This window comes from Brevundimonas sp. AJA228-03 (assembly GCF_017795885.1).
Lineage (GTDB): Bacteria > Pseudomonadota > Alphaproteobacteria > Caulobacterales > Caulobacteraceae > Brevundimonas.
On the sequence record NZ_CP059297.1, the window covers coordinates 540,164 to 555,257 of the forward strand.

Annotated in this window: 15 protein-coding genes and 1 tRNA gene; 4 read left to right on the forward strand and 12 right to left on the reverse strand. The window is 66.5% G+C overall.

What is annotated here, in order from left to right:
- Window positions 1–355: 355 nt before the first annotated feature.
- From hisS to HZ989_RS02835, 5 genes are all read right to left on the reverse strand, one after another.
- Window positions 356–1,849: a histidine--tRNA ligase gene (hisS, locus tag HZ989_RS02815; RefSeq protein ID WP_209322139.1), complete on the reverse strand. Its 1,494-nt coding sequence runs from the start codon at window positions 1,847–1,849 to the stop codon at window positions 356–358.
- A gap of 69 nt (window positions 1,850–1,918) precedes the next feature.
- Window positions 1,919–3,151 (reverse strand): DUF418 domain-containing protein, encoded by a 1,233-nt coding sequence (locus HZ989_RS02820; RefSeq protein WP_209322140.1) that lies wholly within the window; start codon window positions 3,149–3,151, stop codon window positions 1,919–1,921.
- 87 nt (window positions 3,152–3,238) lie between these two features.
- Window positions 3,239–3,808, reverse strand: coding sequence for a phthalate transporter (locus HZ989_RS02825; RefSeq protein ID WP_245162426.1), 570 nt, complete (start codon window positions 3,806–3,808; stop codon window positions 3,239–3,241).
- On the reverse strand, window positions 3,808–4,689 hold the full coding sequence (locus HZ989_RS02830; RefSeq protein WP_209322141.1) for a 3-hydroxybutyryl-CoA dehydrogenase: 882 nt from the start codon (window positions 4,687–4,689) through the stop codon (window positions 3,808–3,810). The genes HZ989_RS02825 and HZ989_RS02830 overlap by 1 nt, the downstream gene beginning before the upstream one ends.
- 109 nt (window positions 4,690–4,798) lie before the next feature.
- On the reverse strand, window positions 4,799–5,131 hold the full coding sequence (locus tag HZ989_RS02835; RefSeq protein WP_209322142.1) for a YggT family protein: 333 nt from the start codon (window positions 5,129–5,131) through the stop codon (window positions 4,799–4,801).
- A gap of 139 nt (window positions 5,132–5,270) precedes the next feature.
- Between HZ989_RS02835 and HZ989_RS02840 the strand changes: the two genes are divergently transcribed.
- Window positions 5,271–5,346: transfer RNA gene (locus HZ989_RS02840), tRNA-Ala, on the forward strand.
- Window positions 5,347–5,395: 49 nt separating this feature from the next.
- Window positions 5,396–6,355, forward strand: a complete 960-nt coding sequence (locus HZ989_RS02845) for a rhodanese-related sulfurtransferase (protein ID WP_209322143.1) — start codon at window positions 5,396–5,398, stop codon at window positions 6,353–6,355.
- Between the two features lie 12 nt (window positions 6,356–6,367).
- On the opposite strand, the gene HZ989_RS02850 is transcribed toward HZ989_RS02845, so the two are convergent.
- The 5 genes from HZ989_RS02850 to HZ989_RS02870 form a co-directional block, all read right to left on the reverse strand.
- On the reverse strand, window positions 6,368–6,655 hold the full coding sequence (locus HZ989_RS02850) for an HPr family phosphocarrier protein (RefSeq protein WP_209322144.1): 288 nt from the start codon (window positions 6,653–6,655) through the stop codon (window positions 6,368–6,370).
- Window positions 6,656–6,657: 2 nt separating this feature from the next.
- The gene (locus HZ989_RS02855; protein WP_013267681.1) at window positions 6,658–7,062 is read right to left on the reverse strand and encodes a PTS sugar transporter subunit IIA; all 405 of its coding nucleotides are present in this window, start codon (window positions 7,060–7,062) and stop codon (window positions 6,658–6,660) included.
- A gap of 110 nt (window positions 7,063–7,172) precedes the next feature.
- Entirely contained in the window at window positions 7,173–7,532 is a 360-nt protein-coding gene (locus HZ989_RS02860; RefSeq protein ID WP_245162427.1) for an HPr kinase/phosphorylase, read from the reverse strand.
- Window positions 7,533–7,606: 74 nt separating this feature from the next.
- Window positions 7,607–9,235 carry an ATP-binding protein gene (locus tag HZ989_RS02865; RefSeq protein WP_209322146.1) on the reverse strand — a complete coding sequence of 543 codons (1,629 nt, stop codon included), beginning with the start codon at window positions 9,233–9,235 and terminating at the stop codon, window positions 7,607–7,609.
- Window positions 9,204–9,908: a response regulator transcription factor gene (locus HZ989_RS02870; RefSeq protein WP_209322147.1), complete on the reverse strand. Its 705-nt coding sequence runs from the start codon at window positions 9,906–9,908 to the stop codon at window positions 9,204–9,206. The genes HZ989_RS02865 and HZ989_RS02870 overlap by 32 nt, the downstream gene beginning before the upstream one ends.
- Before the next feature lie 195 nt (window positions 9,909–10,103).
- Here HZ989_RS02870 and HZ989_RS02875 point away from each other — a divergent pair, with 195 nt between their 5' ends.
- Window positions 10,104–11,813: a hypothetical protein gene (locus tag HZ989_RS02875; protein ID WP_209322148.1), complete on the forward strand. Its 1,710-nt coding sequence runs from the start codon at window positions 10,104–10,106 to the stop codon at window positions 11,811–11,813.
- A 169-nt stretch (window positions 11,814–11,982) separates the two neighbouring features.
- Here HZ989_RS02875 and HZ989_RS02880 read toward each other — a convergent pair whose 3' ends face one another.
- Together HZ989_RS02880 and HZ989_RS02885 are read right to left on the reverse strand one after the other, a co-directional pair.
- Window positions 11,983–12,279: a zf-TFIIB domain-containing protein gene (locus HZ989_RS02880; protein WP_209322149.1), complete on the reverse strand. Its 297-nt coding sequence runs from the start codon at window positions 12,277–12,279 to the stop codon at window positions 11,983–11,985.
- Window positions 12,280–12,376: 97 nt separating this feature from the next.
- Window positions 12,377–14,365 (reverse strand): hypothetical protein, encoded by a 1,989-nt coding sequence (locus tag HZ989_RS02885; RefSeq protein WP_209322150.1) that lies wholly within the window; start codon window positions 14,363–14,365, stop codon window positions 12,377–12,379.
- 179 nt (window positions 14,366–14,544) lie between these two features.
- On the opposite strand from HZ989_RS02885, the gene HZ989_RS02890 reads away from it, so the two are divergent.
- Window positions 14,545–14,985, forward strand: a complete 441-nt coding sequence (locus HZ989_RS02890; RefSeq protein ID WP_209322151.1) for a VOC family protein — start codon at window positions 14,545–14,547, stop codon at window positions 14,983–14,985.
- Window positions 14,986–15,094: the final 109 nt, after the last annotated feature.

A 15,094-nucleotide genomic window follows, 5' to 3' on the forward strand; every position in this document is an offset into this window, starting at 1 on the left:
GGCATTGGCGGAACTGCGAAGCGGTTCCTCCTCAGCCGACAGGCTCCAGGCGGTCCGCTCACAGTCGACGGACCAGACCATCCTGCGCGCGAGGAGCCAGACACAACGCGTCGAGCGCTCGCCCGGGATCAGGACGTGAAAAAGCCCGCTGCGGGGGATACATCGCAGCGGGCTTTCTCGCTCTCTGTGGAGCGGACGTTTCCTCCCCGAAACGCCTTCGTCCAGCGACTGCGCCTTTCAGCGCCGCGCCGTTCGAGTGTTGTCAAATGACCGCTCGGGCGGGGACAAGTCAATCAAACCGCACGGCTATTGAGATGGTTTGATGACTTATCGTCGATAAGTCAGGCGTCAAGGCTCAGGTTATCGAAGAAACGTCGATAATGCTGCGGATGGCCGTGACCAGCGCGTTTCGCGCCACCGTGATCTGGCCCGGGCGCTCGGCCTTCCAGACGTCATTGTCGGCGACCCCGGCGGCCAGCTGGCGACCGGCGTCAAGGTCCTTGATCGTCACCTGACCGGCCGCAATCTCGTCTCCGCCCAGCATGACGACGGCCGGAGAGCCACGCCGATCGGCGTATTTCATCTGGGCCTTCATGCCTGCCCGACCCAGATAGAGTTCGGCCGCGATCCCCGCGTCGCGCAGTTCCGAAACCGCATCGAGATAGGCCTGCATGTCGTCCTGGCCGAAGACGATGACCACCACGGGGCCCCGGGTCGCACCGTCGGTTCGCCCGGCGGCCCGGAGCGCCGAGGCCAGTCGCGAAACGCCGAACGAGAAGCCGGTCGCCGGCGTGGACTCGCCCGTGAACCGCGCCACCAGATCATCGTAGCGCCCCCCGCCGCCGATCGAGCCGAACCGCACGGGCCGCCCCCTGTCGTCGGTGGTCTCCAGCAACAGCTCCGCCTCGAACACCGCGCCGGTATAGTATTCCAGCCCCCGCACGATGGTCGGGTCGAAGCGGACCGCATCCTGGCTCACCCGCATGGTGCCCAGCGCCCGGTCGATCCCGGCCAGTTCTTCGAGCGCGGCCTCGCCTGCCGCGCCCAGCCCGCCACAGCGGGCGATGACATCAAGCGTCCCGGCCCGCGTCTGCGCTCCGTCGCTGGCACACCCCAGCAAGGCCTCGATAGTCGTGGCCACGCCGAGCGGCAGATTGGCACCCCTTGTGTAGTCGCCGCTCTCGTCCAGACGGCCCTCGCCCAGCAGGGCTGCAACCCCCGACCAGCCCAGACGGTCGAACTTGTCGATCGCCCGCAGCGCGGTCAGGCGCTGGGCCGGATCGGTGACGCCGCCCGCCTCGAACAGGCCGTCGAACAGCTTCCGGTTCGAGACCCGGACCACGGCCTGACCCGGCGGGAGCCCGGCCGCCTGAAGACCTTCGCAGGCCATGGCGATGATCTCGGCATCGGCCTCGGGACGGTCGGAGCCGACGGTGTCGGCGTCGCACTGGGTGAATTCGCGGAACCGCCCCGGCCCCGGCTTTTCGTTGCGCCACACGGGCCCGAAGGCATAGCGACGGAAGGGCTTGGGCAGGGTCTCCCAATTCTCCGCCGCGAAGCGGGCGAGCGGCGCGGTCAGATCATAGCGCAGCGCCATCCACTGATCGTCGTCGTCCTGGAGGGCGAACACCCCCTCGTTCGGACGGTCGGCGTCGGGCAGAAATTTTCCGAGCGCATCGGCATACTCGAACGCCCCGGTGTCGAGCGGCTCGAACCCCCAGCGCTCATAGACCTCCGACACCCGCTGGACGATGCGGCGCTCGGCGATCAGGCCCGGGCCGCGGCGATCGGCGAAGCCACGTGGGCTTCGGGCTTCGGGGCGGGCAGGGAGCGGCGCGGCGTCGGTCATGGCCGGGCTTCTAGAGTGTCGAGTGTCGAGGGTCGAGGGTCGCGCGGCCGCAGACCGTTCTCCCGGCTCCTATTTGCGGATCGGCACCAGCCGCCCGTAGGTCAGGCATCGCCAGGCCCATTCCAGCGGCCCCATCTGGAACGCCGACAGCCACAACGGCGACCAGATCAACTGCAGCGCCCAGATGGCGATTACAATCGGCCACAGGCCCGCAGGCCCCAGGGTGCCCATCCATTCGGGGCCCCCGGGCAGGTAGAAGACGCTGGCCATAATGAGCGACTGCGTCAGATAGTTGGTGAACGCCATCCGGCCCACCGGCACGAGCCGATCCGTGAAGACTCTGAGCCCGACAAGGCTGAACAGCAGCAGCATGGAGATGTAGCCGATCGTGATCAGCGGTGCCATGCCCCCGGCCGCGCTGTCCAGCCCGTTGATCGGCAGGCTCGCAGCCACCCTGCCCGGCGCGCTGGCCCAGGCGTCGACGGCCAGGATCGCTGCGGCGATGCCGACAAGCAGGATGTAGAGTGCGACCGGTGCCCGGCCAGTCAGGAAGCCGCTCTTGAACAGACCCAGGCCAACCATCATCAGCGGCACCGATACCGGGATCAGGAACAGGCTCATCACGGCCAGCGTGGCCCATGCCTTCAGGTTCTCGATCCAGGGTGCCATGCCGCCGACCTGATAGGCCGCGACGGCGGCATTGATCTGCTCCATCGTGACCTGTGGGGAGCCGGCCGCCATCTTGGCGGAGAATTCCGGACCGAGGGCGCCCAGCAGCAGGGGGGTGGCCGTTGCGAAGAGCATCCAGATGGCCGAGATCGACCCACCGGCCCAAAGCAGTCGTCCCGGGCTCCAGGACCGGACCAGCAGCATGACCAGACCGCAGGAGGCGTAATGCAGCAGGATGTCGCCGTACCAGATCGCGATCCCGTGGATCAGGCCGAACACCGCCAGCCAGAACAGGCGGCGGCGCAGCAGACGTCCCCGATCGCGGTCTTGCCGCTCGCCTCCCACAAGGAACACGGACACGCCGAATAGCATGGTGAACAGGGTGCGGAACTTGTCCTGGAAGAAGACATCGACCGCCCACTGACCCCATGCGTCGCCACCGGTATGGCCGAACGGATCCCGCGTCGCCATTTCCGCAGCCATGGGCCAGGCGAAGGCCATGGCATTGACGGCGAGGATTCCGAGGATCGCCCACCCGCGCAGCATGTCGAGCTGGAAAATGCGGTCTTTCGGCGTTACGGGGGTCAGGCTCCCGGACGTCGGCGTGTTCAACGCCTCGGCTGGCATGGACATGGTTCAGTTCCCCCGAGATAAGGTCGCAACCTTGCTGTGGAACGTGACGTCGTAAACTGAATTCGGCTTAATCTGCCCGGTTCGGGATCAGGCGCGCGGAGCCTGTCTCATGACGCCCAGACGGTCGCGGACCGTTTCAGGCGCGGGCGTGAAGGCGAGGTAGGCGGCGCACAACCCCGCCCACAGGGCATAGCTGACCCCCACCAGGATCGCGACGGGCAGTCCGCCCACGCCGTAGATCAACAGCACGGTCTCGGTCGACCCGACAGCCTCCAGCGGATTGGCCGATCCGAACCAGCCCAGGATGGTCATGGTCAGCGCCAGCACGACCTGCAGCGAGGCGGCCAGAAGCCCGCCATACAACATGAACCGCCAGACGATACCCAGCCGCGTGCCCGGACGACCGGTCCGCCGACGTTCCCGCGCGATCAACCATAGACCAAGCGGCACGCCGACCAGGCCGATCATCACGGCCAGCAGGCGGAAATCGAAGTCGCGACCCGGCATCCAGTTCTGTGGCGGCCAGACCAGAAACGTCAGGATGAAGGGTGGCCACAGCACGCCGGCCAGGATCGCCAGGGCGATGGCCGGGCGCGTCCGCCGCCAGTTGACGGCGGTCTGGCCGGGAAAGCTGGACGGTGTGTCGAACCGGACCATCAGCGCGTGGGGACCGGAACGTCGCCGGAATAGTCGTAGAAGCCGCGCCCGGACTTGCGCCCCAGCCAGCCGGCCTCGACATATTTCACCAGCAGCGGGCAGGGCCGGTATTTGCTGTCGGCCAGGCCTTCGTACAGCACGTTCATGATCGCCAGGACGACGTCCAGCCCCATGAAGTCCGCCAGGGCCAGCGGCCCCATCGGATGGTTGGCCCCCAGCTTCAGCGCCTTGTCGATCGAGGCGACGTTGCCGACGCCCTCGTACAGCACATAGATCGCCTCGTTGATCATCGGCACCAGGATGCGGTTGACGATGAAGGCGGGAAAGTCCTCGGCATTGGTGGTGGTCTTGCCCAGGCTCTCGGCGAAGGCGACGGCGGCCTCATAGGTGGTGGCCGAGGTGGCGATGCCGCGGATGATCTCCACCAGCTTCATCACCGGAGCGGGCTTCATGAAGTGCAGGCCGATGAACCGGTCCGGCCGGTCCGTCGCCGAGGCCAGCCGGGTGATCGAAATAGAGGATGTGTTGGAGGCCAGCAGGGTGTCGGGCCCCAGATGGGGAACCAGATCGGCGAAGACCGCCTTCTTGATCGCCTCGTCCTCGACCGCCGCCTCGATGACCAGATCGGCGTCGCCGGCCTCGGCCAGGGTGCCGATGCCCGCGATCGCGGCCAGAGCCTCGTCGGCCTGGGCCTGGGTAAGGGTTGTCCGGGCGACCTGGCGGGCCAGGCTCGCCCCGATCGCCCCGATCGCGGCGGGCAGGCGGGCGGCCTCGACGTCGAACAGGTTGACGCGGTAACCGCCCAGCGCGACGGCCTGGGCGATCCCCGCTCCCATCTGGCCTGCGCCGATGATGGCCACTGTCTTGATCGAGGAAGTCATGAAGTCGTGGTCGGCAACGGCGTTTCGCCCGGTCGTCGGCACCTTAAGAGCCTATCGACGCGGCGCAAGGCTGGAATGCCGCGATGCGGCATACGCCGTCAGGGCGTGACTATATCCCACCGGAGAAAATCAGGGCCAGCGCATTGCCGAATGGAGGCAGGAGGTAGGTTCGGATCCCTGAAATGATGAGCAGGGCGATGATGGGTGTGATGTCCATGCCTCCCAGCGGAGGAATGAACCGGCGCAGGGGTGCCAGCACCGGCGTCACGACGGAATCGAGGAAATTGGCCAGCTGTCCGACGAACCGGTTGCGATAGTTGATCACGTCGAAGGCGAACAACCAGCTCAGGATCGCTGAAACGATGATGGCGAGCCAGAGCAGGAAAAACAGCTGATCGACGATGAAATAGATGAACCCTGCAATGCCGCCGCCGATGCCCACGATCGTCTCCAAAACGCCTGTGTCCGCTTCCTAGCTCCGGGAGAGCCAAAGGCCAAGCGATCTGAGGCCCGGGGCCAGCGGCCCGTTGACACTCCCCGGTCCCGCCGCCTATGTCCCGCCCTCGCCTTCACCCGGTAACGGGGCCGTAGCTCAGTTGGTAGAGCGCGTCGTTCGCAATGACGAGGTCAGGGGTTCGACTCCCCTCGGCTCCACCACCCTGCCTCGCGCCGGTGCGCTTCGAAGGGCAGGCCGGAAGGGGCTGCGATGACAGAACATTCGATCCACGTGGCTGCCCTCTACCGGTTCGCGCCCGTGGCCGATCCAGATGCCTTGCGTGCCTGGCTCGAGACCCTCTGCGGCGACCACGTGCGCGGTACGCTGCTCGTCGCGCACGAGGGCGTCAACGGAACCATCGCCGGACCGGCGAACGCGGTTGATCGCGTCGTCCGGGGACTGCGCGCAAGGCCGGGGTTTGCCGATCTGGAGGTCAAGTACAGTCACGCTTCGACCCCGCCCTTTCACCGTCTGAAGGTCCGCGTGAAGCCCGAGATCGTGACCCTGGGCCAGCCGGGCATCGACCCCGTGCTGGACGCCGGGACCTATGTCGCTGCGGAGGACTGGAATGCCCTGATCGCCGATCCGGATACGGTCGTGATCGATACCCGCAATGACTATGAGGCCGACGTCGGGGCCTTCGTCGGCGCGGTGCAGCCCAATACGCGCACGTTTCGCGACTTTCCCGACTGGTTCGAGCGCGAGGGTCGCGCCCTGCTGGACCGACCCGTTCCGCCCAGGGTCGCCATGTACTGTACCGGCGGAATCCGCTGCGAGAAGGCAACCGCCTGGCTGAAGGCACAAGGGGTCGCGGACGTGCACCACCTGCAGGGCGGAATCCTGCGCTATCTGGAGACGGTACCCGAAAGCGAAAGCCTGTGGCGCGGCGAGTGCTTCGTCTTCGACGAGCGGGTCGCGGTCGGCCATGGGCTGGAGCCGGGGACGCACAGCCTGTGCCGGGGCTGTCGCATGCCGGTCAGTGAGGCTGGACGGGCATCGCCGAGGTTCGTGGAGGGTGTCTGCTGCGACCGATGTCACGACAGCCGGACCGAGGAACGGCGGACGGGCGCTCTGGAGCGGGACCGCCAGGTCCGCCTCGCCGCAGAACGGGGTCAGGCCCACATCGGCACCAGACGGGCCGTCCCCGACCGGCCGCGTGCCGACCGATAGTCGTCAGAGGGTCTAGATTTCCTCGTCGAAGCGGCGGGCGACCAGATCGCCCAGAGCTTCGATGGCCGCCTCGGCGTCCGGGCCTTGGGCGGTCACCTCGATCGAACAGCCGTTCCCGGCCCCCAGCATCAGAAGGCCCATGATGGAGCGGGCGTCCACGGTCGTGCCATCGCGCGCCACCCGGATTTCCGATTCAAAGCTTGAGGCCAGTTTGACGAACTTGGCCGACGCCCGCGCATGCAGGCCCCGGGTGTTGCAGATGTTGGCGGTGGTCCGCGCGGTCGGAACGGTCTGGCCCACGGCTATTTCTCGCCCGCCAGGACCCAGGAGGCCACGGAGATGTATTTGCGGCCCGCGTCCTGGGCATGGGCGACGCAGGTCTCCAGGCTCTCGCGCGTGCGCACGCTGGCCAGCTTGATCAGCATGGGCAGGTTCAGACCGGCGATGACCTCGGCATGGGTCTGCTCCATCACCGAGATGGCCAGGTTCGACGGAGTACCGCCGAACATGTCGGTCAACAGGATGACGCCAGAGCCGTCGTCCACGGCAGCCGCGGCGTCGACGATGTCGCGGCGGCGGCGTTCCATGTCGTCTTCCGGCCCGATGCAGATGGCCGCGACCCCGCGCTGCGGGCCGACGACGTGTTCCATCGCGGACAGGAATTCCGACGCCAGTCCGCCGTGCGTAACGATCACCAGGCCGATCATGCCGACCCCATCCTGAAGGCGTTCAACTGCGAAACATCCCGTTCACACTGCATCGGAGGCCCCCCGGTCCGATCCGCAAGCGGGCCTAGATAAAGGAAACCCGCGTCGGGTCAAAGCCGACTGATGGCGAGGGCCAGGGTTTCCACCGCCGAGACCGGCCGTATGTCGAGTGGCATGTGCGCGATGGTCACGCCTGCGATGGCGGTCGTCTGCGGCACGGGAAGGCGCTCGACGGTCTCCCGGGCGCAATCCACGCGCAGGGAAATCCGGCTCGCGGGGCGATGCGGCAGGGCCAGGATGCCCAGTCCGCGCGCCTCGATCTGTCCGGCGATGGTTTCGACCGGCGCGGCGAAAAGCCGCCCTTCGGAGGCCCAGACGTGTACATAATCATCTCCGACCAGTCGCCAGCCACGGGCCACCAGGCGCAGCGCCAGATCGCTCTTGCCGCTGCCCGAGCCCCCGGTGAGCAACGCCCCCCGCCATCGGCCCCCGACGAAGGTCGTGATCGCCGTGGCATGAAGGGGTGGGGGGAGGCCGGATGGCGTCACCCCCGGCGACCCGCCGCCGGCAGGGTGACCTCGAAGATCGCCCCCTGGTTCGTGCCGTCCGGGCCGGCACGATTGCTGGCGACCACGCGCCCGCCGTGGGCCTCGACGATCTGGCGCACGATCGACAGGCCGAGGCCCGAGTTGGACCCGAAAGCCGTACCGCGCGGCCGCGACGTATAGAAGCGTTCGAACACCGTCTCCAGGTTCTCGGTCGGGATGCCCGGGCCGTCGTCCTCGACACGGATGGCCAGAAGGCGGTCCGGATCGGCGTCGTCGCGGCGCATCGTCACCCGCACCGCGCGGCCGGGCGGGCTGAAGGACCGGGCATTGTCGATCAGATTGCGGAACACCTGTCCCAGCGGACCATCCCGTCCCAGGACGCGGGCGGGACCGTCCGGCGCGATGTCCAGACGCACGGGGGCCTCGCCCGGCTTTCCGGTGGTCTCGTAGACACCCACGATATCGGTCAGCAGGGCCGCAAGATCGACCGGGCGCGGGCGGTCCCGCGACAGTTCGGCATCCAGTCGAGAGGCGTTGGAGATATCGGTGATCAGCCGATCCAGTCGCTTCACATCCTGTTGCAGGACGACCGTCAGGCGGTCGCGCTGCTCCTTGTCCTTGACCAGATCGAGGGTTTCCAGGGCCGAACGGATCGAAGTCAGCGGATTCTTGATCTCGTGCGCGACATCGGCGGCGAACCGTTCGATCGCGTCCATCCGGGCCGACAGGGTCTCGGTCATGGACTCCAGCGAACGGGCCAGATCGCCGATCTCGTCGCGACGATCCTCCAGATCGGGCAGGGAGATGGCCCGCGCGCGCTGCAGCCGGACCTGATCCGCTGCCGCCGACAGCCGCTTGACCGGCCGGGCGACGAACAGATGCAGCAACAGACTTGCCAGAAGGTTCACCGCCAGGGCCACGAGCGCAAACGGCACCAGCGCCTTGCGCTGCGCGGCCAGAATCTGGTCGACATCTCCCGCTTCCAGCGTCAGGACGCCCAGCACCTGCTGCACATGGCGCACCGGCAGGGAGACGGACACCACGCGGTTGCCATTTTCCGATCGCCGCACGGTCGCCTGGGGATCGCCGGCCAGGGCGGCCTCGATCTCCCGGCCGAGGGCCGTGTTTGCGCGCGACAGGGTCGCCTGCTCACGCGCGGGATCGGCCTTTTCCCGAACCGGAGATCCCGCCGGGAGGGCAGGGAGCAAGGGTTCTCCGGGGATCTTGTCCGACACCGCGAAACTGTCGGACACCAGCAGCCCGTAACTGTCGTACAGCCGCGCCCTCTGCTCGCTGGGGATGAAGTTGTCGCGCAGCCAGCGACTGGCCTGGATCGGGTCCAGCGTCGCCTCAGGCTCTCCTTCGGTGATGCCGAGCTGTCCCAGCACATTCGACAGCAGCTCGGCCTGCACCATCAGGCTTTCCTGACGGGCCTGGACCAGACCCCGATTCCACTCGTTCAGGGCAAGGGCGCCCCCGAACAGGATCAGCAGGCTGAGCAGATTGAGCGCGAGGATCAGCCCGCCGAGCCGCGACCCGCCGAAACGGATCAGGCGTCGGCCCAGCGGGGCCTCGTCCGCCCCGTCCAGACCGTCAGCTTTCGCGGTAGCGATAACCGACGCCATACAGGGTCTCGATCGCGTCGAACTCGGGATCGACGACCCGGAACTTCTTGCGCATCCGCTTGACGTGGCTGTCGATCGTGCGGTCGTCGACATAGACCTGATCGTCGTAGGCGGCGTCCATAAGATTGTCGCGGCTCTTCACGAAACCGGGCCGCTGGGCCAGGGCCTGAAGCAGCAGGAACTCCGTCACCGTCAGCTTGACCGGCTTTCCGTCCCAGGTGCTTTCGTGACGGGCCGGGTCCATCAACAGCTTGCCGCGACGGATCGCCTTGCCCGAGACCTCGGCCGACGGTTCCGGCTCGCCGCCGTCGCCACCCGAGCGGCGCAGCAGGGCCTTCACCCGCTCGATGAGCAGCCGCTGGCTGAACGGCTTGTGCATATAGTCGTCGGCCCCGAGGTTGAAGCCGAGAATCTCGTCGATCTCCTCGTCCTTGGAGGTCAGCATGATGACGGGAATCTGGCTGGTCTGGCGCAGGCGGCGCAGCACCTCCATGCCGTCCATGCGAGGCATCTTGACGTCCAGGATGGCCAGGTCTGGCGGCGACGCCTCCAGCGCTTCCAGCCCCGTGGCCCCGTCGTGATAGGCGACCACCTTGTGGCCGTGGCTTTCCAGCGCCAGCGAAACGGATGCGACGATGTTCTCGTCGTCGTCCACCAGGGTGATGTTGGCCAAATCGGTCTCCTCGTCATTTCCGTTCAGAACGGACCCGACCGGTGTCGGGTGCGTCTGAACGCGCGGCAAGCGTAACCGTTCGCCTGCGAACGCGGTGACTTTACGGCCGCACGTCGATGCTGACCAGATTTCGTTCGCGAAACCGGACCTTAAACCCTTTGTGGTTGGGATATCGCTCAACGTCGAAGCGAGATCATGGCCGGACCCGTCCACTACGAACTCTATATCCGCAAAACGGTGCCTTCGCCCTGGACCTTGATTCAGGCGATCGAAGACCGCCAGCAGGCCGTTGAGACCGCGGAGCAAATGCTGCGCGCCAAGGAGGCCGTGGCCGTTCGGGTGACCAAGGAGACGATGGATCCCGAGACCAAGGAGTTCCAGAGCGTCGCCATCCTGACCCGCGGCGAGCCCGAGCTTCCCCGGAAAATGGTTGTCGAAGATGCGGACCGGCCCAATTGCGGGGTACCGGCCGACCTCTATACGCCCCGTGCCCGCGAGCAGCTGGGCCGGGTTCTGGAAGACTGGTTGATGCGCCATGGCGTCACGCCGTTCGAGCTGCTGCATCGGCCGGACCTGGTCGAGCGACTGGAAGCGTCGGGTGTCGAGGTCCAGCATGCCATCCAGAAGATCGCCATCCCCGAAAGCCAGACCACGGGCCAGCCGGCGCACGACCTGATCCGCCACTATCAGCAGCTGACCGAACAGGCGATGGAGCGGGTGCTGACAGCGGGGCGCAAGGGCACCTTTGCCGACCTCACGAACTGGTCGCTGGCCGACGTGGCCCACAGACTGGTTGGTATGCCGGACCGGGCCTTCGTCATGGGCGGCGTCATCTCGGGGGCCCTGGTGGGCGTCAGAGGCGCACGGGCGCGGCTGGACCGGCTGATGAATCTGGCGGATCGCGCACCGATGGACGGCGCGCCACGCGCCCTGGTCATGGTCGCCATAGAGCAGATTCTGGTCGAGCTGCTGGGCACGCGAACCAGTCTGGCCGAAATCCTAGGCCCTGCGCTGGATCAGGGCGGGAGCCTGGCCGCTGTTGTCCGAATGGTCGCGCCGCGCGAGATCGAGGCCCTGATCGCCCAGGATCCGCGCATGGACCTGTTGATGCCCGCCGTGGACGGTGCGGCACTCCGGCTTGGCCAGCGGCTGGACGCCGGGGAGTATCCCGTCCTGGCGGCGTCGCTGGCGCGAATGGTCTTGCGCGAGCTTCAGGGACCCCGGCGACTGCGGCCGTCCGATGCATCCGGCGAAATCGACATCCTGCGGACCCTTGCCATGTCGCTGACCGCGACGGCAGGTCGCCTGCTGACGCCGGAGGATGTCCATGCGGCCTTCATCGAGCGCTCCAGAAGCCTGGTCACGGCCGATTTCGTCCAGGCCTATGTCGCGTCCTGCGATACCGTCCTGTGCGAGGCCGAGCAGCTGACCCGCCTGTGCGAAAACGTCACGGGATCGGCAAACAAGCGGTCCGCCGCGCGCTGGCTGGTCGCCTGTGTGACCTCTCTGCGGTTCGAGACCGAGATGCGCGCACCCGGTCCGACCCCCGCCCGCAAACTCCAGGTCCTGGCCCAGCTCCAGCGCTCGGTTCGGTTAGCGGCCCTGTCACAGAGCGATATCGAACAGATCGGTGGCGCGATCGGAGCCCTCGGCGGCGTGATCGAGGCAGAAGCCAAATTGACGAGCCAACTGGCGCGTGCATCTGCGACGATCCCTCAGAAGCTGGCGGCCCTGCTGAGGATGGCTGCGGGCGAAACTGCGCCCTTCGGCCCGGCCTCCGAGCGCGCCAAGGCCGAAGCGATCAGGATGTTCCGGGTGCCGGAAGCCCGCGCGTCACTGAGTGCCTCGCCGGAAGTCCTGGCCCCGTTGAAAACCCTGCTACAGGCGGCTGGACTGGCGGCTTGACGGCCCCGCGTCGCACGGCCTGACCCGGCGCGGCACCCTGGACCCCATAATTGCTTCGCGACTCCGGTGATACCCTGAATCAGGGTCCAGAGACAGGTGAGAGCCTGATTCACGCTTTTGCCGGAACCGCCTCGCGGTTCCGGCTCAAAGGCTGACGCTTCAGCCGATCTCAGTCGAAAATGTCGAAGATGCTGTCGCGCTTCTTCTTCTTGTAGTGACGGTCGTCGTCGTCACGATAGCGCGGTTGTTCGCGATAGGGCTGCCGGGTCTCGCCCCATGGCTGGCTCTGCGGTGCATGGACCTGGGGCGGGGGTGCCGCAGCGGCGGGCGCGCCCTCCATCAGTTTTTCGAGCTCGCCGCGGTCCAGCCAGACCCCGCGGCAGGTCGGACACATGTCGAACTGGACGCCGTTGCGATCCAGCGTCTGCATCTGGGCATTGTCGTTGGGACACATCAGAAGGGGCATCGGCGTCTCCTTTTGAGAACAGGTCTCAATGCCAGAGCGGTTCGCCGATGCCAAGCGGCGGGGTGTCGCACGACCCCCGCCGCCCGGATCTGCGCCGTCAGCCCTCGGCCAGGACGATCACGCGGTCATCGGGCAGATATTCGATGCGCCCGGACTTGTTCGGATTGACCACGACGCCGCCCATGTTGCGATCATCGTCGTCCTCGCTCTCGCGCTTCCTGCGATAGCCGATCACGGTCTCGCCACGTTGCCGGGCCGCCTCGGCGATGGTGTAGAAGGTGACGGGACCGGACAGGTCCACATAGTCGCCGACCGGCCGCATGTAGATTTCCGAGCCGTCCTCATCCAGCAGGTCGTCGAAGATGGACGACAGGTATTCGTTCTCCGACGCCTGGGCCAGCATCAGGCTGACCAGTTTGTTGGACACGACGAAGTCGTCGGCGCGGGTGACCTCGGCCAGTTCACGGTTACGGATGTCGATCATCTCCGAGACCACGCTGATGTGCGTGCCCAGCCGCTCGGACAGTTTCCGCAGATGCAACAGGGTGATCAGGGTGCGGGTGTCGGCCGACTGCGCCTCCATGGTGTCGGAATAGCCCAGCACCATGATGGAGTCGTAGGACACCGGGTCCAGCGCCTCGATCGAGGCCGAGTGGCTGGTGTCAATCCGTTTCGCCTCGACCTTCATGTTCTTCGATCCCAGCGGCATCGCGAGAATTTCATCCTCGAAGCCCGGTGTATCGCCCGCCACGGTCAGGACAGAGCCCGGCCGCACGTATTTGGACAGCTCATAGGCGATCATCGGCCCACGCCGGTTCCAGCCGATGATCAGGGTGCGCTCCGCCTTGCGACGCACGGCCTTGGGCCGGCGAATGGCCGTGGCATCGACGGCGTCATCGGGCAGCGGGGTCAGCTTGATGGAGGCGTCGTCCTCGGCGATGATGATGGCGCGGGCCCCCTCGGGAATGACCAGGTCCATCGGAGGGTTCATCTTCACCGTGCCGTCGGCATAACGCAGGCCGATCAGGGCGGAATCCTCGTATCCCATGACCGCTTCGCCGTAGGTGATTCCGACCAGGTCCTGAAGCTCGGTCGTATAGATTTCGCAGCCGTCGAAATCGAGCAGTTCGGAATAGACGGCCGACAGGCCGGCCTGACGGCTGGACTGGACCACGATGCGCGAGATCAGATCATCGGCGAGCACCAGCTGGACCTCGTCGCCGCCGACGATGCGGGCGACCTCGGCGTTCCTGGCGTCACGCAATTCGGCGGCGATCAGATAGCGTTCCTCGCGGCGCCTGGGGTCGTTGGTCAGGGCCAGGACCGTCTTGATGACCTGGCTGTCGGGATCGTCGACGCCCTCCGGCGACACGACGATGATCGAGCGGCAGGCCTGGGGATTGACGATCGAGAGGTCGAACAGGTCGGTCGGGTCGCCCGAGCGGCAGATGATCCGGGTGTTCTTGAGATCCTCGACCTTGTCGGCGATCTCGTCCTCCATCTCGACCTTGTCCTTGCTGGCCATGATGACGATGCGCGGATTCTTCCGGCTCTCGTTGGCGATGACCAGTTCGGAGATGATGTCGAAGATCGAGGCCGACCAATTCAGAATGATGGTGTGGTCGCTCTCAAGCACCCGCGAGCGCCCCTTGCGGGCCTCCTCGATCTTGGCGTCCAGCCCGGCCGAGATGATCGAGATCAGGGCCGAAAAAACCAGAATACCCATCAGCGTCACGAACAGGGTCAGGAACCTGAATGGCCAGCCCGAGTCGCCGCCCATGGTCCCGGCGTCCATCGTCCGCATCAGGGACTGCCAGGCCGCCTCGAAGAAGTTGAAGCCGCCGTCCGGTCCCATCCGGCTGATCGCCAGGATGGTTGCGGCGAACAGAATGACGACCAGGGTCACCAGACTGAGCCAGCCCACAAGCGCGACCGGGCCCCCGGCCATGGACTTGTCGAAACCGTACTTCAGCCGTTCGCCCAGGCTGACGTCGCTGACGTTCTGGCCCCTGGTGGTGTTCGGCCTGGCGGTGCCTGCGCCCTTGACGGCGCTGCGGGCGGCGTTCGCCCGAGTGAGAGAGCCCATGGCGGCTGTCGATCCTGTGGAAGTCCGCCGATCCCCCTGATCGGCGATCGCCGTCACGGATGGTTCGCACCCGGACATTGAACGGCGGGATGCATAGGACCGTTCTGGCCCCTTTGGAAGCTGACGATTTCCGACTAGAAGGGCGGCGTCTCCTCCCCCTCGCCACCGGGTGTTTCCCCATGCGCTATCTGCATACCATGGTCCGCGTCGCCGACCTGGAAGCCTCCCTGCATTTCTGGACGACCCAGCTGGGTCTGGAAGAAGTTCGACGCCTGGAGAACGAGAAGGGCCGGTTTACCCTCGTCTTCCTGGCCGCCCCCCGGGACAAGGAACGCTCGACCGCCGAACGGTCGCCGGAGGTCGAGCTGACCTACAACTGGGACCCCGAGGTCTACACGGGGGGCCGGAATTTCGGCCATCTCGCCTACAGGGTCGACGACATCTATGCGACCTGCCAACACCTGATGGACTCGGGCGTGGTCATCAACCGCCCGCCCCGCGACGGCAATATGGCCTTCGTGCGCTCGCCGGACGGCATCTCGATCGAACTGCTTCAGGAAGGCCCGGCCCTGCCGCCGGCCGAGCCCTGGGTGTCGATGCCGAACACGGGCACCTGGTAGCGCCTCAAGGCTCGCAGACGACGCGGTGGAGGGTCCGGCCGACGATGGCCCCGGGAAAGACGAGGGCTGCGGCACAGACGGACGGCGACCGGATTCCTTTGCGGACCGA

Coding starts and splice junctions, on each gene's coding strand:
- HZ989_RS02865 (WP_209322146.1), bottom strand. CDS start 9,235: ATGGCGTCGGTTATCGCTACCGCGAAAGCTGACGGTCTGGACGGGGCG.
- HZ989_RS02890 (WP_209322151.1), top strand. CDS start 14,545: ATGCGCTATCTGCATACCATGGTCCGCGTCGCCGACCTGGAAGCCTCC.
- HZ989_RS02880 (WP_209322149.1), bottom strand. CDS start 12,279: ATGCCCCTTCTGATGTGTCCCAACGACAATGCCCAGATGCAGACGCTG.
- hisS (WP_209322139.1), bottom strand. CDS start 1,849: ATGACCGACGCCGCGCCGCTCCCTGCCCGCCCCGAAGCCCGAAGCCCA.
- HZ989_RS02825 (WP_245162426.1), bottom strand. CDS start 3,808: ATGGTCCGGTTCGACACACCGTCCAGCTTTCCCGGCCAGACCGCCGTC.
- HZ989_RS02830 (WP_209322141.1), bottom strand. CDS start 4,689: ATGACTTCCTCGATCAAGACAGTGGCCATCATCGGCGCAGGCCAGATG.
- HZ989_RS02845 (WP_209322143.1), top strand. CDS start 5,396: ATGACAGAACATTCGATCCACGTGGCTGCCCTCTACCGGTTCGCGCCC.
- HZ989_RS02855 (WP_013267681.1), bottom strand. CDS start 7,062: ATGATCGGCCTGGTGATCGTTACGCACGGCGGACTGGCGTCGGAATTC.
- HZ989_RS02875 (WP_209322148.1), top strand. CDS start 10,104: ATGGCCGGACCCGTCCACTACGAACTCTATATCCGCAAAACGGTGCCT.
- HZ989_RS02885 (WP_209322150.1), bottom strand. CDS start 14,365: ATGGGCTCTCTCACTCGGGCGAACGCCGCCCGCAGCGCCGTCAAGGGC.
- HZ989_RS02820 (WP_209322140.1), bottom strand. CDS start 3,151: ATGTCCATGCCAGCCGAGGCGTTGAACACGCCGACGTCCGGGAGCCTG.